The sequence below is a fragment of the Blastococcus sp. TF02A-35 genome (assembly GCF_004571075.1).
Classification (GTDB): domain Bacteria; phylum Actinomycetota; class Actinomycetes; order Mycobacteriales; family Geodermatophilaceae; genus Blastococcus.
Map to the genome: position 1 here is coordinate 25,582 of NZ_SPQP01000010.1, position 24,140 is coordinate 49,721.

The 24,140-nt window shown below is 76.5% G+C and carries 24 protein-coding genes and 1 pseudogene; 12 read left to right on the top strand and 13 right to left on the bottom strand.

The window, feature by feature from the left end; all coding sequences use genetic code 11:
* Window positions 1-3 precede the first annotated feature (3 nt).
* The 8 genes from E4P43_RS06965 to E4P43_RS07000 all read right to left on the bottom strand — a co-directional run bounded on the left by E4P43_RS06965 (window position 4) and on the right by E4P43_RS07000 (window position 9,361).
* Window positions 4-1,173 (bottom strand): nucleotide pyrophosphatase/phosphodiesterase family protein, encoded by a 1,170-nt coding sequence (locus E4P43_RS06965; protein ID WP_135144691.1) that lies wholly within the window; start codon window positions 1,171-1,173, stop codon window positions 4-6.
* On the bottom strand, window positions 1,170-1,904 hold the full coding sequence (locus E4P43_RS06970; protein ID WP_135144692.1) for a methyltransferase domain-containing protein: 735 nt from the start codon (window positions 1,902-1,904) through the stop codon (window positions 1,170-1,172). Before E4P43_RS06970 ends, E4P43_RS06965 begins: the two co-directional genes overlap by 4 nt.
* 37 nt (window positions 1,905-1,941) lie before the next feature.
* Complete coding sequence (locus E4P43_RS06975) at window positions 1,942-2,421, bottom strand: VOC family protein (protein ID WP_135144693.1); 480 nt, start codon at window positions 2,419-2,421, stop codon at window positions 1,942-1,944.
* An 82-nt stretch (window positions 2,422-2,503) separates the two neighbouring features.
* On the bottom strand, window positions 2,504-3,121 hold the full coding sequence (locus tag E4P43_RS06980; protein WP_209313759.1) for a GDSL-type esterase/lipase family protein: 618 nt from the start codon (window positions 3,119-3,121) through the stop codon (window positions 2,504-2,506).
* A 61-nt stretch (window positions 3,122-3,182) separates the two neighbouring features.
* Window positions 3,183-4,706: an HNH endonuclease signature motif containing protein gene (locus E4P43_RS06985; RefSeq protein ID WP_135144694.1), complete on the bottom strand. Its 1,524-nt coding sequence runs from the start codon at window positions 4,704-4,706 to the stop codon at window positions 3,183-3,185.
* A 73-nt stretch (window positions 4,707-4,779) separates the two neighbouring features.
* Window positions 4,780-8,556: a DNA polymerase III subunit alpha gene (locus E4P43_RS06990; protein ID WP_135144695.1), complete on the bottom strand. Its 3,777-nt coding sequence runs from the start codon at window positions 8,554-8,556 to the stop codon at window positions 4,780-4,782.
* Window positions 8,553-9,035: an SAV_6107 family HEPN domain-containing protein gene (locus E4P43_RS06995; RefSeq protein WP_135144696.1), complete on the bottom strand. Its 483-nt coding sequence runs from the start codon at window positions 9,033-9,035 to the stop codon at window positions 8,553-8,555. Before E4P43_RS06995 ends, E4P43_RS06990 begins: the two co-directional genes overlap by 4 nt.
* Window positions 9,035-9,361 carry a DUF6504 family protein gene (locus E4P43_RS07000; RefSeq protein WP_135144697.1) on the bottom strand — a complete coding sequence of 109 codons (327 nt, stop codon included), beginning with the start codon at window positions 9,359-9,361 and terminating at the stop codon, window positions 9,035-9,037. Before E4P43_RS07000 ends, E4P43_RS06995 begins: the two co-directional genes overlap by 1 nt.
* Before the next feature lie 194 nt (window positions 9,362-9,555).
* Between E4P43_RS07000 and E4P43_RS07005 the strand changes: the two genes are divergently transcribed.
* The 7 genes from E4P43_RS07005 to E4P43_RS07035 are packed head-to-tail and all read left to right on the top strand — an operon-like array spanning window position 9,556 to window position 15,596.
* Window positions 9,556-10,071: a YbaK/EbsC family protein gene (locus tag E4P43_RS07005; RefSeq protein ID WP_135144698.1), complete on the top strand. Its 516-nt coding sequence runs from the start codon at window positions 9,556-9,558 to the stop codon at window positions 10,069-10,071.
* Complete coding sequence (locus E4P43_RS07010) at window positions 10,068-10,658, top strand: GNAT family N-acetyltransferase (protein ID WP_135144699.1); 591 nt, start codon at window positions 10,068-10,070, stop codon at window positions 10,656-10,658. Before E4P43_RS07005 ends, E4P43_RS07010 begins: the two co-directional genes overlap by 4 nt.
* Window positions 10,655-12,316 (top strand): NAD(P)/FAD-dependent oxidoreductase, encoded by a 1,662-nt coding sequence (locus E4P43_RS07015; protein ID WP_245158981.1) that lies wholly within the window; start codon window positions 10,655-10,657, stop codon window positions 12,314-12,316. The genes E4P43_RS07010 and E4P43_RS07015 overlap by 4 nt, the downstream gene beginning before the upstream one ends.
* Window positions 12,313-13,098 (top strand): carotenoid biosynthesis protein, encoded by a 786-nt coding sequence (locus E4P43_RS07020; RefSeq protein ID WP_135144700.1) that lies wholly within the window; start codon window positions 12,313-12,315, stop codon window positions 13,096-13,098. Before E4P43_RS07015 ends, E4P43_RS07020 begins: the two co-directional genes overlap by 4 nt.
* Window positions 13,095-14,195, top strand: coding sequence for a glycosyltransferase (locus E4P43_RS07025; RefSeq protein ID WP_135144701.1), 1,101 nt, complete (start codon window positions 13,095-13,097; stop codon window positions 14,193-14,195). The genes E4P43_RS07020 and E4P43_RS07025 overlap by 4 nt, the downstream gene beginning before the upstream one ends.
* Window positions 14,196-14,205: 10 nt before the next feature.
* Window positions 14,206-14,940, top strand: coding sequence for a CPBP family intramembrane glutamic endopeptidase (locus E4P43_RS07030; protein ID WP_135144702.1), 735 nt, complete (start codon window positions 14,206-14,208; stop codon window positions 14,938-14,940).
* Window positions 14,937-15,596 carry a flavin reductase family protein gene (locus E4P43_RS07035; RefSeq protein ID WP_209313760.1) on the top strand — a complete coding sequence of 220 codons (660 nt, stop codon included), beginning with the start codon at window positions 14,937-14,939 and terminating at the stop codon, window positions 15,594-15,596. Before E4P43_RS07030 ends, E4P43_RS07035 begins: the two co-directional genes overlap by 4 nt.
* Here E4P43_RS07035 and E4P43_RS07040 read toward each other — a convergent pair whose 3' ends face one another.
* Both E4P43_RS07040 and E4P43_RS07045 read right to left on the bottom strand, forming a co-directional pair.
* A complete protein-coding gene (locus E4P43_RS07040; protein ID WP_135144703.1) occupies window positions 15,597-16,574 on the bottom strand; it encodes a carbohydrate kinase family protein in 978 nt (325 codons plus the stop codon).
* A gap of 122 nt (window positions 16,575-16,696) precedes the next feature.
* Complete coding sequence (locus E4P43_RS07045) at window positions 16,697-17,395, bottom strand: CDP-alcohol phosphatidyltransferase family protein (protein ID WP_209313761.1); 699 nt, start codon at window positions 17,393-17,395, stop codon at window positions 16,697-16,699.
* Window positions 17,396-17,453: 58 nt separating this feature from the next.
* Here E4P43_RS07045 and E4P43_RS07050 point away from each other — a divergent pair, with 58 nt between their 5' ends.
* Window positions 17,454-18,251: a lipase gene (locus E4P43_RS07050; RefSeq protein ID WP_209313762.1), complete on the top strand. Its 798-nt coding sequence runs from the start codon at window positions 17,454-17,456 to the stop codon at window positions 18,249-18,251.
* 43 nt (window positions 18,252-18,294) lie between these two features.
* Complete coding sequence (locus tag E4P43_RS07055) at window positions 18,295-18,930, top strand: hypothetical protein (RefSeq protein WP_135144706.1); 636 nt, start codon at window positions 18,295-18,297, stop codon at window positions 18,928-18,930.
* On the opposite strand, the gene metF is transcribed toward E4P43_RS07055, so the two are convergent.
* Entirely contained in the window at window positions 18,920-19,828 is a 909-nt protein-coding gene (metF, locus tag E4P43_RS07060) for a methylenetetrahydrofolate reductase [NAD(P)H] (RefSeq protein WP_135144707.1), read from the bottom strand. The two genes, E4P43_RS07055 and metF, sit on opposite strands and share 11 nt — an antisense overlap.
* Before the next feature lie 198 nt (window positions 19,829-20,026).
* Here metF and E4P43_RS07065 point away from each other — a divergent pair, with 198 nt between their 5' ends.
* The 3 genes from E4P43_RS07065 to E4P43_RS07075 are packed head-to-tail and all read left to right on the top strand — an operon-like array spanning window position 20,027 to window position 23,585.
* Window positions 20,027-21,154 carry a polyprenyl synthetase family protein gene (locus E4P43_RS07065; RefSeq protein WP_135144708.1) on the top strand — a complete coding sequence of 376 codons (1,128 nt, stop codon included), beginning with the start codon at window positions 20,027-20,029 and terminating at the stop codon, window positions 21,152-21,154.
* Complete coding sequence (gene crtI / locus E4P43_RS07070) at window positions 21,154-22,653, top strand: phytoene desaturase family protein (RefSeq protein ID WP_135144709.1); 1,500 nt, start codon at window positions 21,154-21,156, stop codon at window positions 22,651-22,653. Before E4P43_RS07065 ends, crtI begins: the two co-directional genes overlap by 1 nt.
* Window positions 22,650-23,585 carry a phytoene/squalene synthase family protein gene (locus tag E4P43_RS07075; protein ID WP_209313763.1) on the top strand — a complete coding sequence of 312 codons (936 nt, stop codon included), beginning with the start codon at window positions 22,650-22,652 and terminating at the stop codon, window positions 23,583-23,585. The genes crtI and E4P43_RS07075 overlap by 4 nt, the downstream gene beginning before the upstream one ends.
* Here the strand turns inward: E4P43_RS07075 and E4P43_RS20450 are convergent.
* Together E4P43_RS20450 and E4P43_RS07085 are read right to left on the bottom strand one after the other, a co-directional pair.
* Window positions 23,582-23,791: pseudogene (locus E4P43_RS20450) on the bottom strand (lycopene cyclase domain-containing protein); the annotation flags it as partial. The gene E4P43_RS07075 and the pseudogene E4P43_RS20450 overlap by 4 nt on opposite strands.
* On the bottom strand, window positions 23,788-24,138 hold the full coding sequence (locus E4P43_RS07085) for a lycopene cyclase domain-containing protein (protein ID WP_135144711.1): 351 nt from the start codon (window positions 24,136-24,138) through the stop codon (window positions 23,788-23,790). The gene E4P43_RS07085 and the pseudogene E4P43_RS20450, both read right to left, overlap by 4 nt.
* Window positions 24,139-24,140: the final 2 nt, after the last annotated feature.

A 24,140-nucleotide genomic window follows, 5' to 3' on the forward strand; every position in this document is an offset into this window, starting at 1 on the left:
GGCTCAGGCCAGCCCACGCCCCCGGGCGACCAGCAGCGGGATCGCGAGCTCGGTGGCGGTCAGCGAGCCGTGGTAGGCCGCGAGGCGGCTGGGACCGGGCTCCAGGCGCGGGGTGACCAGCGCCCAGCTGCCGCGGGCCAGCGCCACCACGTCGCCGATGCGGGCGGCGAGGCCGTCGTCGACCGGGCCGAAGATCCCGCTGGCGACCGCCTCCTCGCGGGACACCACCCAGGCGCGGTCGCCGAGGACGCCGCGCCAGCGGTCGAGCAGGTCGGCCTCCGCCCCGGGCTCGGCGTGGACGTAGCGGGCCCTCGGCTCCCCGGCGAGCAGCCGGACGCCGTCGGCGAGGTCGGGCTCGTCGTCGAGGTCGAAGCGGGTGTGCGCCGGGACGTCGACCATCCCGTGGTCGGCGGTGACGAGCAGCGCGGCGTCGTCGGGGAGGCCGTCGACGAGCTGGGCGACGAGGGCGTCGACCTGCTGGAGCTGGGCGCGCCAGCTGGGCGAGTCGACACCGCGGACGTGGCCGGTGAGGTCGAGCTCGGCCAGGTAGCCGTAGACCAGCGCCCTCGGGCCGGCGTCCAGCGCGGTGCGCATCAGGGCGGTGAGGTCGCCCGGGCCGACGCTGCCGGTGTAGTTGCCACCGCGGTAGGCGGCCTCGGTGAGCCCGGAGCCGGCGTAGGCCCACGGCCCGACGGCGGTGACCGCGATGCCGTCGGCAGCTGCCCGCTGGAAGACCGTGGGCTGCGCCATCCAGTCGGCCGGGTCGGGGTCGTCGGCCCACTGGGTGTGGTTGAGGGTGCGCCCCTTCCCCGGCACCTCGGTGACGAAGCCGAGGACGCCGTGGCTGCCCGGCGGGAGGCCGGTGCCCAGGGTGGTGAGGCTGACCGGGGTGGTGCTCGGGCAGGGGGCGGCGAGGTCGCCGGCCGGGCTGGACAGGGCGGCGAGGGTGGGCGCCAGGTCGGCGTGCGCGCGAACCAGGTCGGCGCCCAGGCCGTCCACCAGCAGGACCGCGACGCGACGGGCGCCGTGCAGCGCGTCGGTGAGGCCGAGCGGGTCGGCGGGGAGCTCGCCCCTGGGGACCGGCGAGCCCAGCGCCGCGACCGCGCTCGGGAGGACGTCGGCCAGGCTGGCGGCGCCGTAGGCGGGGCGCCGCAGGTCGGCCGGGAGGGTCACGGGCGGGTGGCCAGCAGGTGCAGGCCCGCAGCGACCTCCCGGTAGGGCGAGGTCTCGGCGAGGGCGAGCTCGAGGTTGCGGACGGCGGTGGGGTCCGCGCCCGAGGCCGCCTCCAGCAGGTCGGCGACCACGGAGACCCCGCGCCACTCCCCGGCGGTGAGCCCGGCGCCGTCGACGAGGACGAGCAGGTCGCCGTGGGTGAACCGGCGGCGGCCGCCCCGGCCGGGGACCGTCTCCTGGTCGCGCAGGACGGCGAGCGCCTCGACCGGGTGGCCGGCGACGGCTCGGGCGAGGACGGCCCCGGCCCGGTTGGCGACGGCGAGGCTCACCGTGCCGCCGGGCCGCAGGGCGCCGGCGACCTCGCGGAGGGTCACGGCGGGGTCGTCGACCACCTCGAGGACGGAGTGGCACAGCGCCAGGTCGTAGCCGCCGTCGTCGGCGAGGACCTCGTGCAGCAGGTCACCGTCACCCTGGACGCCTCGGACCCGCTCCCCCACGCCGTCGGTCTGGGCGCGGCGGTGGAGGGTGGCGAGGGCGTCGGCGCTGGGGTCGACGACGGTGACCGAGTGCCCCAGGCGGGCCAGCGGGACGGCGAACATGCCGCTGCCTCCGCCGACGTCGAGGATGCGCAACGGGGTGCCCGCGCCCACGAGCGGGTCGAGCGCGGCCCACACGGCGGCGGTGCGGGCGGGCAGCTGCGCCGCGGTCGGCGAGGTGGGAACTGTCGGCACCCACCGGAGCCTAGTGGCGGGCGCGCTGCCCTTCCGCTCAGGCGGGGACGGCGTCGGCGGCCCGGCGGATCTCGGCGATGTCGATGCGGCGCATCTGGAACATGGCCTGGGCCGCCCGCTGGGCGCGGCCGGGGTCCGGGTCGCCGAGCAGGGCCGGCAGCTCGGTCGGGATGACCTGCCAGGAGACGCCGAAACGGTCCTTCAGCCAGCCGCACATGCTCTCCTCGCCGCCCTCGGTCAGCCGGTCCCAGTAGTGGTCGGCCTCCTCCTGGTCGGCGCAGATGATCTGGAAGCTGATCGCCTCGCTGTGCGGGAACTGGGGACCGCCGTTGAGCGCGACGTACTCCTGGCCGTCGAGGGTGAAGCTCACGGTCATCGCGGTGCCCTCGGGCATCGGCTGCCCGGGGCCGTAGCGGGTGACGTCCCCGATGGAGCTGTTCGGGAACACCGAGGTGTAGAGCGTCGCGGCCTCCTCGGCCGTGCCGTTCATCCAGATGCAGGGGATCTGCTTGGGCATCGCGGGTCTCCTTCGCGGGGCGCCGGCCGGGCGCCGGTGAGGGTGGGGCTGTCGGAGGTGAGACCACGGCCGGCCCGAGAACTCATCGGTGGCCCGGCACGCCCGTCCAGGCCGACCAGACCGGCCACACGAGGTCGGTGAGGCGCTCGTACCCGGCCGCTCCGGGGTGCGCCCCGTCGCCCGCCGCCACCTCCCGCCGCCAGGTCTCGCAGCCCTCCAGCGACGGGAGCACGGGGACGTACGGAACGCCCCGGGCGGCGCAGAGCTCCCCGAAGCGGAGGTCCAGGTCGGCGATGCGGCGGTTCTGGCCGGGGTCGGCGACCGGCGGCGGGCCGACCACGAGCGCGGACCAGCCGGCGTCCTCGGCGCCGTGCAGGACAGCGGTGAGCGCCGCGACCGACTCCTCGGCCGCAACCCTCGGGAGCCCCGCCTCGACGGTCGTGTCGTTGACCCCGCAGGAGACCACGATCCGGCGGTCGTCCCCGGTGGAGAGCCGGGGTGCGCACTCCCCGCGCCAGCGACGGAGCACGTCGGTGCTCGTCTCGCGGCGGACGCCCAGGTTGTAGGCGGTCAGGGGCAGGCCGGTGCGCGCGCTGCGAGCGCACAGCCGGCCAACCCAGCCACGGTGCTCCGGGTCCCCGACCCCGGCGACGAAGGAGTCCCCGAGGAAGCACACACGCAGGTCACGGGGCTCGTCCACGGAGCCATCCTCGTCCGGGCGCCCCTCGGCTGTCGCCAGTGGTGCCGACCGGTGCGGCGGCTCAGAACGGCGGCGGGTCGTCGCCCTCGCCGTCGGGCCCGGCGGACGGCGGGAACGGCCGGCGGTCGAGACCCGGCGGTCTGGTGACGCGCGTGACGCCGCTGGGCGTGGTCACGGTGAGCACGCCGTCGTCGTCCATGACGAAGGACCACCCCGGCGCGAAGGTCTTCAGCCGGTGGTGCCGGCGGCACAGGCAGCAGAGGTTGTCGCAGGAGGTCTCGCCGCCCTGGTCGTGCGGCACGACGTGGTCCAGGTCCGCCCAGCCGGGTCGGGTCGAGCAGCCGGGCATGCGGCACCGCTGGTCGCGGACCCGGAGGAAGCGGCGCTGCGCGGGGGTGGGCCGGTAGCGGCCGGGCGCAGCCGGCTCGGCGAGCAGCGGGCAGCCGCAGTCGGCAGCGGGGTGCTGCGGGCACCCGCGGCGGGCCCGCGTCTCCAGCTCGCGGCGGGTGACGGTCGCCCGCAACCGCCCGGTGACCGGGTCGGTGAGCGCCAGGAGCAGCGTGCCGCCGCTGGGTGCCTGCAGACCGCCAGGGCACAGCGAGTCCAGCTGCTCCAGCACCCGGCGGAGCCCGCTCGCGGTGATGGGTCGTCCCTCCACCTCGGCGACGCCGTCGTCCCCCGCGAGGACGGGAAGCGGGGCGAGGACGGTCAGGTGGGCGGTGACCGGTGGGCGGCTGGTGTCCCAGGGCCGGAGCGCCAGGTCCGTGACCGCCCGGGCGCGCAGCACCCCGATGGGCTCGGCGGAACCGGCCTCCTTCTCCAGGCGGGCGTACCGGTCCGCGGTGTCGAGGACGGCTGCGGCGTCCGGGGCGGGCAGGAAGACCGACAGCTGGGCCATCCCGTCGGGCGCCGGCCGGAGCACGACGTCGGCGGCCCGCTGCGCCCGGCGCCGCCGCCGCTCGGCCGCCCGCGGGTCGCGGCGGACGAGCTCGCGCTCGGCCAGGGCGCGCAGCCCGGTCACCGACAGCTCCTCGGCCCGCGGCAGGACCGCGGCCTCCACCTCCGCGAGGACGGCGGGGTCGACGTCCTCGCCGGGGAGGCCGAGCTGCTGGGCCAGGCCTCGGGCCCGCGGCCAGTCGATGCGACCGTCGGCGAGCGCCGCCCAGGTCCGCGGGAGCAGGTGCACGAGGGTCAGCGCGTGCACGGCCACCGTGGTGGCCTGCGCCCGCGAGCAGCGGAGCACCTGCGCCAGCTCGTCGGGGAAGAACTCGCTGACCCCACCGAGCCGCGCCAGCTCGGCGGCGTCGGGCGCGCACCACCGCTCGGCCGCGGCGCCCGGTGCACCGGCGGGGAGGTCGGCGGTGGCCGGGCGGTCGGCGGCGAGCCCGGCGATGAGGTCCGCCTCGTACGCGGCGATCGCGGACTTCAGCTGCTGGACCCGGCCGAGCTCGTGCACCTTCCCCTCGGGGCTGCGCACGGCGACCGGGAGGACGTCGGACAGCCGGGCGGGCCTCCCCGGGGCATCGACGGGCGCGGCGGGCCGCAGCTCGGCCACCGCCAGCCCCACTCCCCAGCCCTCGAACACACCCCGAACCTACGGAGGGGGTATGACAGTTCCGCGTCTCTGAGCTGGGCTTTCCTGGTCCGGGGGCCGTGCCTCAGTGGCCGGAGCTGCCCGGGCTGGAGTGCCACAGCTTGCGCGGCGGCGCGGCGGCCGCGCGCCGGGCGGCGGTGGCGGCGTCGTCCCCGGCCGGCTTGATGTCGGCGTAGGGCGACATGCGGAAGCCGGTCGGGTGCACGAGCACCGGCCGCACCACGACCGGCCGGCTGCTGCGCGATGCCGCCGCCCCGCTGATCGCCTGCTCGGTGATCTCCCCCGGGGCCGCCATCAGCTCGGCCACCTGCTCCAGCCCGCCGGCCTCCCACGCCTCGTGCAGCGCCGGCAGCTCCCACGCGCCCGTCGCCCGGAGCGACACCCCGCGCGGTCCGGTCCGGCGCAGCACCCCGCGGACGACCAGCAGCCACGAGTGGAAGACCGTCGCCGCGTAGGGCCCCTGCGCGTCCTCGAAGAACGTCGAGTCGGTGCAGCCGCTGCCGTCGTCGAGGGTCACGAACACCACCCGCCGCCCGGAGCGGATCGGCGGCGTCTGGGTGGCCACCTTCACCCCGGCCACCAGCACCTCCGAGCCGCTGCGGCAGCCGAGCAGCTCCCCGGCCGGCACCGCGCCCAGCGCGGAGAGGAACGGCCGGTAGAAGTCGACGACGTGCCGGCTGGCGTCCAGCCCGAGCACCTCCAGCTCGGCGCGCACCAGCTCGGCGTCGGTGAACTCGGGCAGCCCGCTGCCCTCCGCCCACGACGGCCCGACCGCGGCGGCAGGGCCGTCCGGCCCGGCGAGCTCCAGCCCGGGGATCTCCGGCTCGGCGTCCTCCATCCCCATGAGGTCCAGGCTGAGCTGACCGTCGGAGCTCGCCCGCGCACCGCTGCGGCTCCACCGGTCCAGCTCGCTGATCTGCAGCAGCAGGTCGCGGCGGGTCACCTGGTGCCGCCGACGCGTCGGCCGGCCGGCCTCGCGGTCGCGCATCCCGAAGCCGTAGAGCGAGTCGAACCCGCCGGCCAGCACGAGCCGCTCCACCACCGGCCGGGACACCGATGCCCGCGACCAGAAGTCGGTCAGCGACCGGTAGGGCTGCCCGCTGACGATCCGGGCCACCTCGTCGTCGGAGATGCCCTTCACGTCGGCCAGCGACAGCCGGATCCCGTACCGGGACGGGTCGGGCATCGCCGTCGGCATCCACTCCGGGCGGCGCCAACCCTCACCCTCCACCTCAGGGTCCAGGTCGAGGCGTTCGACCCGGTAGGAGCCGGCGGAGGCGTTCACGTCCAGCCCGAGCACCCGGATGCCGAAGTTGCGGGCGTCGTCGAGGATCAGCCGCTTCGGGTACATGCCCGGGTCGTGGGTGAGCACCCCGGCCAGGAACGCCGCCGGGTGGTGGGTCTTCAGCCACGCCGACTGGTACGTGGGCAGCGCGAAGGCCGCCGCATGCGCCTTGCAGAAGCCGAACGACCCGAAGGCCACCAGCACCTCCCACACCCGCCGGGCCACCTCCACCGGGTAGCCGGCGTCCAGCACCCGGGGCATGAACCAGGCCCGCACCTCGGCGTGGGCGTCCTTCTCCCCCAGCGCCCGGCGCACCTCGTCGGCCTCGGCCAGCGTGCAGCCGGTCATCCGGGACACCACCTGCAGCACCTGCTCGTGGAACACCACCACCCCGGCGGTCTCGGCGAGGGCGAACTCCAGGTCGGGGTGCGGGTACTCGGCGTCCTGCCAGCCGTTCCGGGCCAGGAGGAACGGGGTGACCATGTCGCTCTTCACCGGGCCGGGCCGGAACAGCGAGATGTCGATGATGATGTCCTCGAACGTCTGCGGCCCGAACTTGCCGACCAGCTCCCGCTGCCCCGGCGACTCGATCTGGAACATCCCGAGCGTGCGGGTCGAGCGGATCAGCTCGAAGGTCGTCGGGTCGTCCCGGGGGACGGCGTCGATGTCCACCTGCTCGTGGTCCACCCGCTGCACCTCGGAGAGCGCGTGCGCGATCGCCGACTGCATCCGGATGCCGAGCAGGTCGAGCTTGAGCAGCCCGAGCTCCTCGACGTCGTCCTTGTCGAACTGGCTCATCGGGTAGCCGAGGTAGCTGCTCTCCACCGGCGTGCGGTCCAGCAGCGTGGTGTCGGAGAGCAGCACGCCGCACGGGTGCAGCGCGATGTGCCGGGGCAGCCCGTCGAGCCGGGAGACCAGGTCGAACAGCAGGTCGAGGTCACCCGTGCCCCCGGCCCGGCGCGACCCGTACCTGCTCGCCTGCAGCTCGGGCAGGTCGCGCAGCGCCGCGTGCACCTGGTTGGCGCGGATGTGCGGGAACGCCTTGGCGACGGCGTCGACCTCCGCCTGCGGCAGCCCGAGCGCGGCACCGACGTCGCGGATGGCGTGCCGCACCCGGTAGGTGTCCATCATCGAGATGCAGCTGACCCGGTCGGCGCCGAACCGGTCGATGACCGCGTCGTAGACCTCCATGCGCCGTGCGGACTCGACGTCGATGTCGATGTCGGGCAGCTGGTGGCGCAGCGGGGAGAGGAACCGCTCCATCAGCAGCCCGTACCGCAGCGGGTCGACGTCGGAGATGCCGAGCAGGTAGGTGACCAGGCTGCCCGCACCCGACCCGCGCGCCGCCGCCCGGACCCTCAAGCTCTTGATGAGGTCGACGACGTCGGCCACGGTGAGGAAGTAGGAGGGGTAGCCGAGGGACTCGATGACCCCCAGCTCCTCGGCGAGCCGCTGGCGCACCCGCGCCGTGGGCGCCATCCCGCGGCGCCCCAGGCCGGCCTCGCACCGGGCCCGCAGCACCTGCGCGGAGCTCATCCCCCGCTCCGCCGGCGTGGTGACGACGTCGAGCTCCGGGTAGCGGACGCTGCCCACCCCCAGGTCACCGGCGACGTCGACGGCGCACTGCTCGGCCAGCCGCGCGGTGCGCTCGAGCAGCCGCAGGGCGGCATCCCGGTCCGGGCCCATCAGGTCCTCGGCGACCTCGGCCATCTCCTTGCCCGACTTCAGGTACCCCTCGGCCGTGGTGCGGCCGACGTGCCGGTCGCCGAGCGGGACCAGCCGGCGGGCGGCGTCGAGGACGTCGGCGGTCGGCGCGTCCAGCGCGTCGACGTAGCGGACGGCGTTGCTGAGGACCACCGGCACCTGGTGCTCGGCGGCGAACCGGAGCATCGCCTGCGCGCGCTGCCGGTCCCCCCGGCCGCGGTGGTGCACCACCTCCACCGCCAGCCCCGAGCCGAAGACCGCCCGCCACGCGTCGAGCACCGCCGCGGCGAGGTCGGCCCGCCCGGCCGCCAGCGCCCGGCCTACCGGCGACCCGGGGCCCAGCAGCGGGGCCAGGCCCTCGGCGTGCTCGGCGGCGAGGGCCAGCGAGCTCACCGGCTCACCGCGGGTGCCGCGCAGGTGGGTGGCGCTGGTCAGCCGGCACAGCGACCGCCAGCCGGCGCCGTTCCGGGCCAGGAAGGTGACCCAGGGCAGCCGCGGGTCGACGCTCGCCCCGCCCCGGGCGGGGGCGCGGCGAGCAGCCGGCCCCGTCGCGCGGGACCGCGGGGACCGGGCGCCGGCCGCCGTGCCGTCCAGGGCACGGGCCAGGGACGGCGGGACCGTGGTCTCGACCGTGGGTGCCACCGCGAGGTCGACCCCGAAGATCGGCCGGATACCCGCCGAGCGGCAGGCCAGCGCGAACTTCACCGCGCCGTAGAGCCCGTCCCGGTCGGTGAGGGCCAGCGCCGACATGCCGTGCTCGGCGGCGCGGGCCACCAGGTCGGCGGGGTGGTTGGCCCCGTACCGCATGGAGTAGCCGGAGGCGACGTGCAGGTGGACAAAGGGGTCGCTCACCGCCGGGTGGACCGGGAGGAGCTTCCGACCACGTGCGGCCGGGGGTACCGCGGAGGCTCGGGCAGCGCACCCAGCCCCGCCTCGACGACGGCCAGGAAGCTGCGGACGTCGCGGACCAGGTCGTCGGCCTCCCGCTCGGTGACCGCCCGGGACAGCCCGGCCTCGGCCGCGGCGCGCTTGGCCGCCCCCGCGGCGAAGAAGGTGGCCCACTCCCCCAGCTCCGGGGCGACCTGCCCGAGCAGGACCCAGGCGCTGCGCGGCCGGCGACGGCCGCCCTCGGGGCGGGTGCGGGCGGCCAGCACCGCAGCGGCGGCACGGAGCGCCGCCAGGTGCGCGGTGGCGTAGCGCTCCCGCGGGTCGGTGGCCGACGCCGCCTCGCCCAGGCCGCGGTGCGCCTGGTCGAGCAGCGCGGTGGCCGCGGCGGGGAGTGCGGGAGGCAGCGGCAGCTGGCCGGCCGGCACGGCTCGTGCGGCGCCCATCAGTCGTGCACCCGGACGAGCCACCAGCGGTTGGCCGACGCGTCCCACGTCAGGTCGAAGACCCCGGCGAAGCTCATCCGCGACCGCCCGGCCCGGACCGCCTCGACCCGCCAGACCTCGCGGGGGGCCACCAGCTCGGCCGAGGCGCCACCCGCGGCGTCCCCACCGCGCAGCCACCACGGCGCCGTCTCGACCCAGGAGTCGAGCAGCTCGCCCACGACGTACCGCGACTGCCCGCGCCAGAACTGCACCGGCCCGAGCGGCCCCCGCTCGACCTGCACCTCCTCGCCGGTCCGACCGACGACCTCACCGAGCACCCGGCTCATGACAGCCTCCCCACGCCTCGCCCCGCGCGTACACCGGCCCGGGCGTCCGCCCGGCGGGGAAGAGCCGGGTCGAACGGGCCGAGCATCGTTCGAACGCGTGTTCGAACGATGTCCAGTAGACCGGAGCGCCCTGCCGCCGTCAAGCCGCGGCACGGCCGGGCGCGCCGCCGCGGGGGCGGTGGCAGGATCAGCGCATGAGCCGACCACCGCACCCCCGGGTGGCCGCCGTCGCCCGCGCCCTCGCCGAGGCCGGCGCCGGGGGTGAGGTGCGCGTCCTCCCGACCGAGGTGCGCACCGCCGCGTCCGCCGCCGCGGCGCTGGACGTGCCCGTCGGCGCGATCGTCAACAGCCTGGTGTTCCTCGCCGACGGCTCCCCCCTGCTGGTCCTGACCAGCGGCGCGCACCGCGTCGACGTCGCCCAGGTCGCCGCCCTGCTCGGCGTGCTCTCGGTGGCCCCGGCCCCCGCCGACGAGGTCCGCCGGCACACCGGCCAGCCCGTCGGCGGCGTCGCCCCCCTGGGCCACCCCGCCCCCCTCGGCACGCTGGTCGACGTCGAGCTCGCCCGGTACGACCGGGTCTGGGCCGCCGCCGGGCACCCCTCCGCCGTGTTCCCCACCAGCTACGAGGAACTGCTCCGCATCACCGCGGGCACCGCCGCCGAGGTGGGCGACGGCCTCGTCACCGAGACCCCGGAGGTGGTCGCCCCGTGACGGGCACCCGCCCGACCACCCGCATCCTCGAGCTCCCCGCGCCGTGGATGCGCGAGCACATGCACGAGGTGCTGGCCATCTACGGGCTGGCGATGGGCTACGACTCCGGCATCGTCGCCGGCCGCTACGGCTACGCCGTCCAGCACACCGAGCGGCCGGGCTTCCGCGCCGTGGGCGCCTTCGCGCAGACCCCGGAGGGCGAGCAGCTGGTCGGCTTCGGCTACGGCTACCTCATCGCCCCCGGGCAGTGGTGGCACGACCAGGTGCGGGCCGCGCTGGACCGGCGGACGGCGAAGAAGTGGCTGCCCGGCGCCTTCGAGGTCTGCGAGCTGCACGTGGCCCCGGCGCACCAGAGCCAGGGCCTGGGCCGGCAGCTGCTGCACGCGCTGGTCGAAGTGCCGCACCCGGTCGCCCTGCTCTCCACCCCGGACGCCGACACCAAGGCCTTCCGGCTGTACCAGGCCGACGGCTTCGTCGACCTGGCCCGGAACTACCACTTCCCCGGTGACAGCCGCCCCTTCGCCATCCTCGGCGCCCGGCTGCCGCTGCATCCGCGCGACGGCTCCCCGGCGAACACCCAGGCGTGAGCACCGCACCCGACACAGCCGATGCCGTCGTGGATGCCGTCGTCGATGTCGTCGTCATCGGCTCCGGCCACAACGGGATGGTGGCCGCCTGCTACCTGGCCCGCGAGGGCCTGTCGGTCGAGGTGGTCGAGTCCGACGACGTGCTCGGCGGCGCCGTGTCCACGGTCGAGCGCTGGCCGGGCGTGCAGGTCGACCGCGGCTCGAGCGCGCACGTGATCGTGCGGCACAGCGGCATCGTCGAGGAGCTCGACCTCGCCGCGCACGGGCTGCGCTACATCGACTGCGACCCGTGGGGGTTCGCCCCGGCCCCGCGGCCGGGCGACCCCGGCCCCGACGGCCGGCCCCTGGTGCTCTCCGTGGACCTGGACGCCACCTGCGCCTCCATCGAGGCCGCCTGCGGTGCCGACGCCGCCGCCGCCTACCGCCGCTTCGTCGAGGTGTGGGGCCCGCGCAGCCGCGCCGTCGTCGCCTCCTTCGGGCGGGCACCGGACGCGCGCGGGCTGGTCCGCTCCTTCTGGCCGCTGGGCGCCCCCGCCGAGGGCCGCACGCGCACCCCGGGTGCCGAGCTGGCCGTCGACTTCCTCGGCTCCGGCGACGCGCTGCTGGACAGGTGGTTCACCAGCGAGCGGCTCAAGGCGGCGCTGGCCTGGTTCGGTGCCCAGTCCGGCCCCCCGATGTCGGAGCCGGGCACCGCGGCGATGGTCGCCTGGGTGGCGCTGCTGCACGACGTCCCGCCCGGTCACCCGGTCGGCGGCTCGGGAGGGCTGACCCGCGCGCTGCGCCGCCGGCTGGAGCACGACGGCGGCCGCGTCACCCTCGGCGACGGCGCCGAGCGGCTGCTGGTGGAGGACGGCCGGGTCACCGGCGTCCGCACCCGGTCCGGCCGCACGGTGCGCGCCGGCGCCGTCGTCGCCGCCTGCCACGTCGACGTCACCCGGCGGCTGGCCGGGGACGACGCCCCGCCGGTGCTGGCCGACGCCGCGCCCCCGGTCGGCAATGGCTTCGGCCTCGTCGTCCGGGCGCTGACCGACGCGCTGCCCGCCTACCCCGGCGTGGACCCCGAGCTGGCCCTGCAGGGGCTGCAGCTGCTGTGCACCGACCGCGGGCAGCTCGCGGCCGCGCACGGCGACTGGGGCGCCGGCCGGGTGCCACGGGAGCCGGTCCCCCTGGCGATGTCCTTCTCGGCGAGCGACCCGACCCTGGCCCCGCCCGGGCAGCACGTCGTCACGATCTGGGGGCAGTGGTACCCCTACGCCCTGGCCGACGGCGGCGACTGGGACGCGATCGCCGACGCCGAGGCCCGCCGGCTGGTCGACGCCGTGGACCGCTACGCCCCCGGCTTCGCCGCGTCGGTGCAGCGGACCTACGTGCAGACGCCGCTGGCGCTGGAGCGGGAGCTGTCCCTGCCCCGCGGCAACGTCATGCACGTCGAGATGGGCCTGGCCAGCATGTTCATGTTCCGGCCCGCGCCGGGGCTGTCGGGCTACAAGGTCCCCGGCCTGCCCGGGCTGTACCTGGCCGGCGCCTCCACCCACCCCGGTGGCGGGGTGTCGGGCAACTCCGGTCGGTCGGCGGCGCGCGTGCTGCTGGCCGACCGGGCCCCGCTGCGGCGGGCGGCCGGTCGCGCGCTGCAGCGGCTGCGGGCCGTGCGCGGATGACGGCCACGAGGACCCCGGCACGGCCCGCCGCCCTCGGCCGCCTGGTCCCGCTCGCCCTGGCCGGTGCCCTGGTGGCGACCGCGATCGCCTACCCGCTGGTCTCCGGCACGGCCCGGAACGTCGTCTCGTGGACGATCGTGCTCCTGGGCGCGACGCTCTCGGTGGCGCACGCCGCGGTCAGCCGGGGGCTGCGCACCGGCGTCGGGGTGCTGGTGGTCGTCGCGCTGACCGCGATCGCCTTCGAGTCCGTCGGCCTGGCCACCGGCTACCCGTACGGCAGCTACACCTACAGCGACGCCCTGGGCCCGACGCTCCTCGGCGTCCCCTTCCTCGTGCCGCTGGCCTGGCTGATGATGGCCTGGCCCAGCTGGCTGCTCGCCGGCCACCTCGCCGACGGGCGGGTGGCGCGCATCGCCTGGGCGGCCGCCGTCTTCGCCGCCTGGGACGTCGTGCTCGACCCGCAGATGGTCCAGGCCGGGTACTGGACCTGGGCGCACCCCTCCCCGGGGCTGCCGGGGATCGACACCGTGCCGCTGACCAACCTGGCCGGCTGGCTGCTGGCCGGCGCGGTTCTCATGACGCTGCTCGACCTGCTGGTCGCGCGCACCGGGCAGCCGCCCCGGACCGGCCCGGCCGGCCCGCTGCTGGCCCTGGGCTGGATGACCCTCGGCGGGGCGCTGGCGCACGCGGGCTGGCTCGGCCTGCCCGGCTCGGCCGCCTGGGGCGCCGCGCTCGCCGTGCCGGTCCTGGCCGTGCTCGCGGCCCGGCGGCGGCGCCGGTGAGCCGCGCCGTCCGGGCGCTCGCGGCGGCCGCCGTGGCCGGGGCCGTGCACGCCGCCGTCAACACCGTGCTGCTGCGCCGTCCCCCCGCCGACCCGCCGCCCAGCACGCGGCCGGTGACCGTCGTCCTGCCGGTGCGCGACGAGGCCGGCCAGGTGGCCGGCTGCCTGGCCGCGCTGCTGGACCAGCGCGGGGTCGACCGGCTGCGCGTGGTGGTCGTCGACGACGGCTCGACCGACGGCACCGCCGACGTGGTGCGGGCCGTGCACGACCACCGGGTGCGGCTGGTGACCGCTCCCCCGCTGCCCGCGGGCTGGCTGGGCAAGCCGCACGCCTGCGCCACCGGGGTCGCCGCCGTGGAGCCGCGGGAGGACGAGGTGCTGGTCTTCGTCGACGCCGACGTGCGCCTCTTCCCCGACGCCGTCGCCGCCGCCGTCGCGCTGCTCGACAGCAGCGGCCTGGACCTGGTGTCCCCCTGGCCGCGGCCGCTCGCCGAGGGGGCGGCGGAGCGCCTGGTCCAGCCGCTGGCGCCCTGGCTCTGGCTGACGACGCTGCCGCTCCGGACCGCCGAGCGCTCCCCCCGTCCCTCGCTGGCCGCGGCCAACGGGCAGTTCCTCGTGCTCCGGCGGGAGGCCTACGAGCGGGCCGGCGGCCACGCCGCGGTGCGCGGCGAGGTGCTGGAGGACATCGCCCTGCTGCGCGCGGTGAAGCGGGCCGGCGGCCGCGGCGCGCCCGTCGACGGGTCCAGGCTGGCCGCCTGCCGGATGTACGAGGGCTGGCCGCAGGTGCGCGACGGCTACGCCAAGTCGCTGTGGGCCTCCGTCGGTGGCCGCCCGGCCGCGGGCGTCGCGGCCGCGGCGGCGCTCACCGCCGTCTACGTGGTCCCGCCGGTGGCCGCCCTCGGCGGGTCCCGCGCCGGGGTGGTCGGCTACCTCGCCGGCGTCGCCGGCCGGGTCCTCGGCGCGCGGGCGTCCGGGAGCCGCGCGTGGCCGGACGCGCTGGCGCACCCGCTGTCGGTGCTGGTCCTCGACCTGCTGGTGCTGCGCTCGGTCCACGGCCGGCGGCGGGGCACCTTGCGCTGGCGCGGCCGCGACCTGTAGTCCCTGGTCCGTGACCCCGGCCCGGCAGGCGCTGCTGCGCGCCGCCCTGCTGACGGTGGCCTGGCACCTGGTGCTGTTCGCCGCCGCCTTCGAGCTGCCGCCGATGGCTCCCTCGTGGTTCCCCGACCTCGGGCCGACCGTGGTCAACCTGGTCGCCCTGCTCGTGCCGCTGGCGGTCATCGCGCGGAGGGGCTGGTGGCGCCGACCCTGGCTGCGCTCCGTCCGGCCGCGGAGGCCGCTCCTGCTGGTGCCGGTCCTCCTGGTGGCGCTGAGCTACGCGCTGCCCGGCATCGAGGGCTCCCGGACGGTCCTGCTCTCCAGCGCCGCGCTCTTCCTCGCCGTCGGGCTCAGCGAGGAGCTGCTCAGCCGGGGCACCGTGCAGGAGGTGCTGGCGCCGCTCCGGCCGCGCGCCCGCGTGCTGTGGGTCGGCGTGCTGTTCGGCCTGGGCCACGTGCTCTCCGCGGTCGCCTTCGGCCGGCCGGTCGACGACACGGTGGTGCAGGTCATCTCCACGACGGCGTTCGGTGCCGGGTTCGCCGCGCTCCGGCTGCACACGGTCTCGGTCTGGCCGCTGGTGCTGCTGCACGGGCTCGACGACTGGTGCCAGGTCAACTCCCCCGGCGCCGCGCCGTGGCCGTGGCAGCTCGCGGTGGCTCTCGGGTTCGGGGCGGCGGCCTGGTGTCTCACCCGTCCGGCTGCCCTGGCCGCGCCCGGTCCGGAGCGCTCGGCGACGATGGGCCGGTGACCTCCCCCGACCCGTCCCGGCCGCGCACCTCGTTCGACCCCGCAGAGATGGAGGTGGGCGCCTTCTACCGGGTGCTCAACTCCGTCGTCGTCCCGCGGCCGATCGCCTGGGTGTGCAGCCGCTCGGCCGAGGGCGTGCACAACCTGGCGCCGCACTCCTTCTACACGGTGGCCTGCGTGGACCCGCCGGTCGTGCAGTTCACCTCGGTGGGCCGGAAGGACTCGCTGCGCAACGTGGAGGCCACCGGCGAGTTCACCGTCAGCCTCACGCCGGAGGCGCTGTTCGAGCGGATCAACGCCACGGGCACCGACTTCCCGGCCGACCGGAGCGAGGCCGAGGAGGCCGGCGTGCGGCTGGAGCCGGCGGACAAGGTCGGCGCGATGCGCGTGGCCGACTCCCCCGTGACGCTCGAGTGCACGCTGCACTCGACGCTGCGGCTGGGTGACAGCACCGTGGTGTTCGGCCGGGTCGTGCACGTCAGCGCCTGGACCGAGGCGGTGCGCGACGGGCGCCCGCGGATCGAGCACCTCCGCCCGCTGGCCCGGCTGGGCGGCAACGAGTGGGCGACGATCGGCGAGGTGCGCGAGATCCCGCGCATCCCCTACCGCACCTGGGCCGCCGACCCCTCCATCGGGGAGCGGCTCAGGGAGGGCTGATCAGCCCGGTAGGTGGGCGGCGATCTCCGCGGCGGCCTCGGCGCCGAAGGCCTCGGCGAACCGGGCGAGGAAGCTCTCCCGCGGCAGGTCGTACTCCTGCGTGCCGACCACCTCGACCGCCGCGGTGGCGACGGCGGACCCGAGCTGGGTGGCGCGCTCCAGGGACAGCCCCCACATCCGGCCGGCGATGAACCCGGCGCGCAGGGCGTCGCCGCCGCCGGTCGGCTCGACCGGCTTGGTCTCCGGGACCGCGATGACCTCCAGCGGCTCCTCGCCGGCCCGGCGCACCAGGACGCCGTCGGCCGCCCGCGTGGTGACCCAGCAGCCGACCCGGTCGAGCACCTCCTCGGCGGTCCACCCGGTCTTCTGCAGCAGCAGCGCCGACTCGTACTCGTTGGTGAACAGCACCTCGGCGCCGTGCACCAGCTCGCGGATCATCTCGCCGTCGGCCCAGGCCAGCTGCTGGCTCGGGTCGGCGGCGAAGGGGTAGCCGCGCTCCCGGCACTCCTGCGTGTGGCGCACCATCGCGGTCGGGTCGTTCGGGCCGACGACGACGAGGTCGGGACCGCCCACGCGGGCGACCACGGGGGCCAGCTCGATCTGGGACGCCTCGGCCATCGCGCCCGAGTAGAACGACGCGATCTGGTTGTTCGCCTCGTCGGTGGTGCACACGAACCGGGCGGTGTGCTTGAGCTCCGACCAGTGCACGCTGCCGGTGTCCACCCCGTGCCGGGCCAGCCAGGCCTCGTAGTCGGCGAAGTCGCTGCCGACGGCGCCGACGAGCACCGGCGACTGCCCGAGCAGCCCCAGCCCGTAGGCCATGTTCGCGCCCGCACCGCCCCGGTGCTGCACCAGGTCGTCGACCAGGAAGGACAGCGAGACGTTCTCCATCTGCCCCTCCACGAACTGCTCGGTGAACAGGCCGGGGAAGGTCATGAGGTGGTCGGTGGCGATGGAGCCGGTGACGACGACGGGCACGGGAGGCACTCCTGGGGGGTGGCCGGCGTCGGCGGCGGAGAGCCGGCTGCGAGGGCCTGCGAGGGGTTTCGGGCAACGCACACCTTAGGAGTTCCGGGCCGGGAACGCGGTGCCCAGGTGCCTCAGAGGGGTGGTGCGCTGCCCGCGTCCTCCGGCCCGGCCAGCTCCGCGTGCAGCCAGCGCCCCAGCTGCGCGGTGCCCAGCGCGCCCAGCAGCGCACCGACCGCGGTGCCGGCGGTGACGACGACGACCGCCGCGTCCAGGCCGGCGACGTCGAGCCCGGAGACCACGCCGGCCCCGCCGAGCGTGAAGCCGGCCATCGCGACCCGGGTCGGGCGCTCCCACACCGAGATGGGGCCGGTGCGGCGCAGGCCGGCCTGCCCGGCGCGGGCGCGGAGGTAGTCGGGCAGCCAGCACAGCGCCCCGAACACCACCGCCAGCCAGCCCGGCGCGCCGGCGGCCCACAGCGCCGCCGCGTAGGCGACCTCGGTGAGCCGGTCGACGACGGAGTCGAGCACGTACCCGCGGCGGGAGGCCCGCCCGGTGCCGATGGCCAGCGCGCCGTCGAGGCTGTCGAGCAGCCCCGAGAGCCCGACGAGCACTCCCGCGGCCACCAGCCAGGCACCGCCGGCGGCGGCCGGCCCGACCGCGCCCGCGGCGACCAGCACCCCGGCCAGGGTGGCCACCACCGGCGGGAGCGCGGCCAGCGGCCGGGCCAGGGTGTGCGCGAGGGTCAGCCAGCCGCGCACCAGCGGCGCGTCGGTGTCGGCCCCGCCGTGCCAGCGGGACCACGCGGCGAGGTACTCGTCCCGGTCGAGCAACGCGGCCCCCTCCGTACGCCGTGCGCCGGTGCGGCGCCCCACCAGGGACAGTAGGGGTGTGCCTGCCGCCCCTCGGAAGCGTCGTCTCCTGCTCGCCCTCCTCGTCCTGGTCCTGCTCGGCGCGGGGGTCACCGCCGCCGTCCTGCTCACCCGCGGGGACGCGCCCGCGCCGGTCCAGGAGGCGCTGACCGAGGAGCCGGGGCCGGTGCTGCTCGTGCCCGGGTACGGCGGGAGCGTCCCGAGCATGGAGCCGCTGGCCGAGCGGCTCCGGGCCGAGGGCCGGGACGCGACGATCGTCGCCTGGCCCGCCCCGGGCACCGGCGACCTGCGGGAGGTCGCCGGCAACCTCGACGCCGCCGCCCGCGACGCCGTGGAGCGCACCGGCGCGAGCAGCGTCGACGTCGTCGGGTTCTCCGCCGGCGGGCTGGTCACCCGGCTGTGGGTCACCGATGGCAACGCCGACATCGCCCGCCGCGTCGTCACCCTGGGGTCCCCGCACCACGGGACGCAGGTCTCCCAGCTCGCCGCCGCGTTCGCACCCGAGCAGTGCCCGGCGGCCTGCCAGCAGATGGTGCCCGGCAACGAGCTCCTCACGACGCTGGCCGAGGACGAGACCCCCGACGGCGTCGACTGGGTGTCGATCTGGACGAGGCAGGACACGGTCGTCACCCCGCCGGACTCGGCCCACCTCGACGGGGCGCTGAACCTGACGGTGCAGGCGGTGTGCGCCGAGCGGCAGGTCAGCCACGAGCAGCTGCCCTCCGACGCGGTCGTGCAGGCCATGGTGCTCGCGCAGCTCGGTACCGGCGACGTCGAGACCTTCACCGCGGCGGACTGCTCGGGCCTCGGCGGCTGACCGCCCGCGTGTCAGCCGCGCCGATCCCGGGCAGGACCGGCGCATGGCTGCTCCGCTCTCCGACGCCGTCGTCGTCGACGTCCTGCGCCGGGTCGACCGGCTGCTCACCCCGCTGGCGACCCGGCTCGGCCGCCCCCCGGCCCTCCCCCGGGAGGAGCGCGACCGGTGGTGGGCCGACGAGGTCTCCCGGGTCGCGGCGGGCGTCTCCGCTGCCCCTCGTTTCGCCGGCAAGCTGGCCGACCTGCTGCCGCTGCAGAACACCGTGGGGACGGCGGTGCAGTCGCTCGTCGTCCTCGGGGTCGCCGGTGAGCACGGGGTCGAGGCCCCGGCCGAGCGGGTGTCGCTGCTGGCCCGGGTGCTGCTGGGCCGCGACCTGCCCGCCGAGCGGGTGACGCCGCTGCTCACCCGGACCAAGGGCGCCTACGTCGAGGGGACGCTGGGCCCGCGGGAGGAGCGCAGCGGGGTCTCCGGCGCTGCCCGGACCCTGTGGCGCGCCGCCCGGCTGCTGGGCCGGATCGACGACGCCCTCGACGTGCGGCCCAAGGGCGGGCTCGCCGCCCGCGCGCTGTCGAACCTGCCCGTCGTCGGTCTCGCCGGCGGCTACCTGGCCGAGCGCGAGGGCCTGCGCCGCGCGGCGGCGCGGGCGGCGGACCTGCTGGAGGGCCCCGTCAGGGCGTGACGGCCTCGGACCGGTCGACGAGGTTCGTGAACACCTCACGGGTCGCCGTCGACCGGTTCATGGTGATGAAGTGGATGCCCGGCACGCCCTCGTCCAGCAGGGTGCGGCACAGGTCGGTGGCGACCTCGACGCCCAGGGCGCGGACGGCCGCCCTGTCCTCGGGGCGGTCGCCGTCGAGCGCCGCGAACCGCTCGGCGAGGTCGGCCGGGAAGGCCTGGCCGGACAGCTGCACGATGCGGGTGATCTGGCGGACGTTCGTGACCGGCATGACCCCGGCCAGGATCGGCACGTCGCAGCCCCGCTCGGCGACCCGGTCGCGCAGCCGCAGGTAGTCCTCGGCCCGGAAGAACATCTGGGTGATCGCGAAGTCGGCACCGGCCCGGCACTTGGCCACGAACTGGTCGACGTCGGAGTCCAGGTCCGGCGAGCGCGGGTGCCGCTCCGGGAAGGCGGCCACGCCGACGGAGAAGTCCCCGATCGACCGGATCAGCTCCACGAGCTCGGCGGCGTACTGCAGCCCCTCGGGGTGGGCGACCCAGTCGGCCTGCGGGTCGGCGCCGGGCGGGTCACCCCGCAGCGCCAGGACGTTCCGGACGCCGGCCGCCGCCAGCCGGCTGACGATGTGCCGCAGCTCGGCGACGCTGTGGTCGACCGCCGTCAGGTGCGCCAGCGGCGTCATCGTCGTCTCGGTGGCGATCCGCTCGGTCACCGCGAGCGTGCCCTCGCGGGTGGAGCCGCCGGCCCCGTAGGTCACCGACACGAAGGAGGGCCGCAGCCGCTCGAGCTCCCGCAGCGCGGTCCAGAGCTGGACGTCCCCCTCGGGCGTCTTCGCCGGGAAGAACTCGAACGACCACGTCGGCCGCTCGGTGGCCAGCAGCTCGCGCACGGTCGGGGTCACGGAACCGAAGCGTACGGGCGTGCGGCGCGGCGGCCGCCGGATCTCCCCCCGCGGGGTGCATCCACGGCGCGGTCCGGGACGGAAGGACCCCCAGCAGCAGCACGTCGGAGCGCGGACAGGAGATCGGCGATGGACCGGAGCACGGCAGTTGCCCCGCTCGCGGGGTGGACCACCACCGGGTTGGGCGATACTGACCACATGATCGCCGGGGCGCAGCAGCGCGAGTCCGCCCGCCCCGCCGCCCGCCTGGCGGCCGCCGACCTCGACCGCATCCGCGGCGCGGTCGCCGAGGCGCTCACCGCCTTCCTCGAGGGCCAGCGGACCACGCTGGCCGCCATGGACCCCCGGCTGGCCCCCGTCGCCGACGAGGTCTGCGCCCTGGCCGAGGGCGGCAAGAAGCTGCGCCCCTCCTTCGCCTACTGGGGCTGGCGCGCCGCGCGCGGCCAGGGCCAGGGCAGCGGGGAGGACGACGCGGCGGTGCTGCGGGCGGTCGCGGCCCTGGAGTTCGTGCACGCCAGCGCGCTCGTGCACGACGACGTCATGGACGCCGCCGGCACCCGGCGCGGACGGCCCACCACGCACGTCGGCTTCGCCGCCAAGCACGCCGCCGAGCAGCTCAACGGCGACCGGGAGCTCTTCGGCACCGGCGCGGCCATCCTCGTGGGCGACCTCGCGCTCGTGTGGTCCGACGAGCTGCTCCGCTGCTCCGGCATCTCCGAGGCGGCCCTCGGCCGGGCCCGGCCGGTGTGGGACACCATGCGCACCGAGGTCACCGCCGGCCAGTACCTCGACCTCCTCCGGGCGGCCGGCGGGTTCCCCGGGCCGGACGGCGCCCTGGCCGTGGCCCGCTACAAGAGCGCCGGCTACACCGTGCAGCGCCCCCTCCAGCTCGGCGTCGCCCTCGCCGGCGGCGGGCCGGCGGTCGTCGAGGCGTGCACGGCCATCGGCCTGCCGCTGGGCGAGGCCTTCCAGCTGCGCGACGACGTCCTCGGCGTATTCGGCGACCCGGCGGTGACCGGGAAGTCCGCCGACGACGACCTCCGCGAGGGCAAGCAGACGCTGCTCATCGCGCTGGCCGAGGAGGCCGCGGACGACGCCGGCCGCCGGCTGCTGGCCGACCTCCTCGGCAACCCCGACGCCCGGACCGAGGACCTCGACGCCCTGCGCGACCTGCTGGTGAGCACCGGCGCGCGCGACCGGGTGGAGGAGCGGATCACCCGCCGCACCGCCGAGGCGCGCGATGCCATCGCCGAGGCGCCGATCGCCGACGACGCCCGGGCCGCCCTCGACGCGCTCGCCGTCGCCGCCACCACCCGCGCCGCCTGATGGTCCGCACCGTCCCGGGCCGCACCGACCGCGTCGTCGTCGTCGGGGCCGGCCTCGCCGGGCTGGGCGCGGCGCTGCGGCTGCGCGGCGCCGGCCGGGAGGTCACCGTGGTCGAGCGGGGGCGGGGCCCCGGCGGCCGGGCCGGGCGCGTCGAGGAGCGCGGCTACGTGCTGGACACCGGCCCCTCGGTGTTCACCGCGCCCGAGGTCGTGGCCGACACGCTCGCCGCCGTCGGCGAGAAGCTGGAGGACCGGCTGGACCTGCGGCCGCTGGAGACCAGCTACCGGGCGCAGTTCGCCGACGGCAGCCACCTGGACGTGCACGCCGACCCCGGGGCGTTCGCCGACGAGGTCGCCGCGCTGTGCGGCCCGGCGGAGGCCGCGGCCCTGCGCCGGTACCTGGCCGACCTCGCCGAGCTCTACCGCCTGCAGCTGACCACCTTCATCGACCGGAACCTCGACTCGCCGCTGGACCTGCTGGGACCCCAGCTGCTGACCCTGGCCCGCCGCGGCGGCTTCGGCCGGCTGTCCTCGCACGTGGCCAGGTACTTCGCCGACGACCGGCTGCGCCGGCTGTTCAGCTTCCAGGCCCTCTACGCGGGCGTCTCCCCCTTCCGCGCCATCGCCGCGTACGCGGTGATCGCCCAGCTCGACATCGGCGCGGGCGTCTGGCACCCGGTCGGCGGCATCGGGGCGGTGCCGCGCGCGCTGGCCGGCGCGGCGGCCGACGCCGGGGTCACCTTCCGGTACGGCTCCGGCGTCGCCGAGCTGGAAACGTCGGGGTCGCGGGTCACCGGGGTGCTCCTGGCCGACGGCGAGCGGCTGCCCGCGGACGCCGTCGTCGTCACCACCGACGCGCCGCACACCCTGGTGCCCGGCCTGCGCGGGCCGCGTCGGCCCGTCTACTCCCCCTCGTGCGTCGCGCTGCACCTCGGCGTGCGCGCCGAGCTGCCCGGGCAGGCCCACCACACGATCAGCTTCGGGCACTCCTGGCGCGGGGTGTTCGACGAGCTGACCCGCGACGGCCGGCCCATGAGCGACCCGAGCCTCCTCATCAGCATGCCGTCGGTCACCGACCGGTCCCTGGCGCCCGGCTCCGCGGACGGGGAGCACGGCCAGGTGCTCAGCGTCGTCGCGCCGACGCCGAACCTCGACCGGCGCAGCGGCGGCAACCCCGACCTGGACTGGGACGAGCTGGCCCCGCGCTACCGGGAGGAGCTGCTGGCCACCCTGGAGGCGCGCGGCTTCCGCGGCGTGGGCGACCACGTCGAGGTCGAGCACATGGACACCCCGCGCTCCTGGGCCGCCCAGGGCATGGCCGCGGGGACGCCGTTCGCGCTCGCGCACACGTTCGGCCAGACCGGCCCCTTCCGGCCGAGCACCCTCCCCCGCCGGGGGCCGGAGAACGTCGTGCTGGCCGGTTCGTCGGTGCAGCCCGGCGTCGGCGTGCCCATGGTGCTGATCAGCGGCCGGCTCGCCGCGGAGAGGATCACCGGATGACCGCGGCCGACGACCGGCAGGCGCAGCTGGACGCCGCCTACCGACGCTGCGCCGCCATCGCCGCGGAGCACGGGAAGAGCTACCACCTGGCCACCCGCCTGCTCACCGCCGACCGGCGCCCGGCGGTGCACGCGCTCTACGCCGCCGCGCGGGTCGCCGACGACTTCGTCGACCACCCGGGCGCCGACCCGGCCGGCGACCTGATGACCTGGTCGAAGGCGCTGCTGGAGGAGCTGGAGACCGGGTGGTCCGACGACCCGGTGCGGCTGGCGCTGGTGCACACCTACCGTCGCTACGACATCCCGCTGGAGCACCTGGTCGACTTCCTCGCCGCGATGACCAGCGACCTCGACGTCACCGGCTACGCGGACATGGACGCCCTCGACCGGTACATGTGGGGCTCGGCGTCGGTGATCGGGCTCCAGGTGCTGCCCGTGCTGGGCACCGCCCCCGGCGTGCCCCGGGAGGAGGCCGCCCCGCACGCCATCGCGCTGGGCGAGGCCTTCCAGCTGACCAACTTCCTGCGCGACGTCGGGGAGGACGTCGACCGGGGCCGGGTGTACCTGCCCGCCGACCTCATGGCCGCGCACGGGGTGACGCGCGAGCAGCTGGCGGAGAAGCGGTTCGACGACCGGTTCCGGCAGCTGATGCGCGAGATGGTGGCGATCGTGCGCCGCCGCTACGACGACGCGGCGCCCGGCACCCCGATGCTCGCGCCGGAGAGCCGGGACTGCGTGCGCGCCGCGACCGCCCTCTACGGCGGGATCCTCACCGAGATCGAGAGGGCCGACTACCGGGTGCTCGACCGGCGGGTGTCGGTGTCCAGGCCACGGCGCCTGGCCGTGTTCGCCCGCCGGTTGACCGCGGCCCAGCTGGCCAGGGTCAGGGTGACCATCGCGAAGCCGAAGAGCAGGTCCTCGACCGGCGCGTAGGCGATCCGCGGGCCCCAGATGGTGCGCTCGTCGTAGACCACGACGTCCAGGCCGGTGAGCACGCCGTTCATCAGCAGCTGGAACGTCACCACGATCGCGTAGGCGACCCAGAAGACCGGCCGGGTGACCATCCGGGTGCGGTACACGGCCAGGTCGACGACGAGCACGGCCAGCACCGCCAGCACCGCCAGGGCCGAGTAGCTCATCGCCCGCTCCCGGCCTCCTCGGCCGGGTAGCCCGCGTCCCAGCCGGTCACCTTGCGCACCGCCTCCAGCGCCAGCACCGAGCACAGCGGGACGACGAGAAAAAACAGCACCTCCTCGACCGGGATGCCGCCGGGCAGCCGGACGTCGAGGGTCCGGGTCGCCGAGTAGTCCCAGTGCCCCTGCGCGATGGCGTAGAGGACCCAGACGACGAAGACGGCGAACTCGGGCACGACGGCCAGCAGCAGCCGGCGCCACCGGGCGTAGACCCGCACCCGCAGGAACAGCTCCAGCGGCGCGGTCACCACCAGGCAGCCGACGAGCAGGCCGAGGTAGGTGAACCGCTCCATCG

Excerpts from the sequence above, each read along its gene's own strand:
- E4P43_RS06975 (WP_135144693.1), bottom strand. The coding sequence starts at position 2,421 with ATGCCCAAGCAGATCCCCTGCATCTGGATGAACGGCACGGCCGAGGAG.
- E4P43_RS06995 (WP_135144696.1), bottom strand. The coding sequence starts at position 9,035 with ATGGGCGCCGCACGAGCCGTGCCGGCCGGCCAGCTGCCGCTGCCTCCC.
- E4P43_RS07000 (WP_135144697.1), bottom strand. The coding sequence starts at position 9,361 with ATGAGCCGGGTGCTCGGTGAGGTCGTCGGTCGGACCGGCGAGGAGGTG.
- E4P43_RS07005 (WP_135144698.1), top strand. The coding sequence starts at position 9,556 with ATGAGCCGACCACCGCACCCCCGGGTGGCCGCCGTCGCCCGCGCCCTC.
- E4P43_RS07020 (WP_135144700.1), top strand. The coding sequence starts at position 12,313 with ATGACGGCCACGAGGACCCCGGCACGGCCCGCCGCCCTCGGCCGCCTG.
- E4P43_RS07055 (WP_135144706.1), top strand. The coding sequence starts at position 18,295 with ATGGCTGCTCCGCTCTCCGACGCCGTCGTCGTCGACGTCCTGCGCCGG.
- E4P43_RS07065 (WP_135144708.1), top strand. The coding sequence starts at position 20,027 with ATGATCGCCGGGGCGCAGCAGCGCGAGTCCGCCCGCCCCGCCGCCCGC.
- crtI (WP_135144709.1), top strand. The coding sequence starts at position 21,154 with ATGGTCCGCACCGTCCCGGGCCGCACCGACCGCGTCGTCGTCGTCGGG.
- E4P43_RS07075 (WP_209313763.1), top strand. The coding sequence starts at position 22,650 with ATGACCGCGGCCGACGACCGGCAGGCGCAGCTGGACGCCGCCTACCGA.
- E4P43_RS07085 (WP_135144711.1), bottom strand. The coding sequence starts at position 24,138 with ATGGAGCGGTTCACCTACCTCGGCCTGCTCGTCGGCTGCCTGGTGGTG.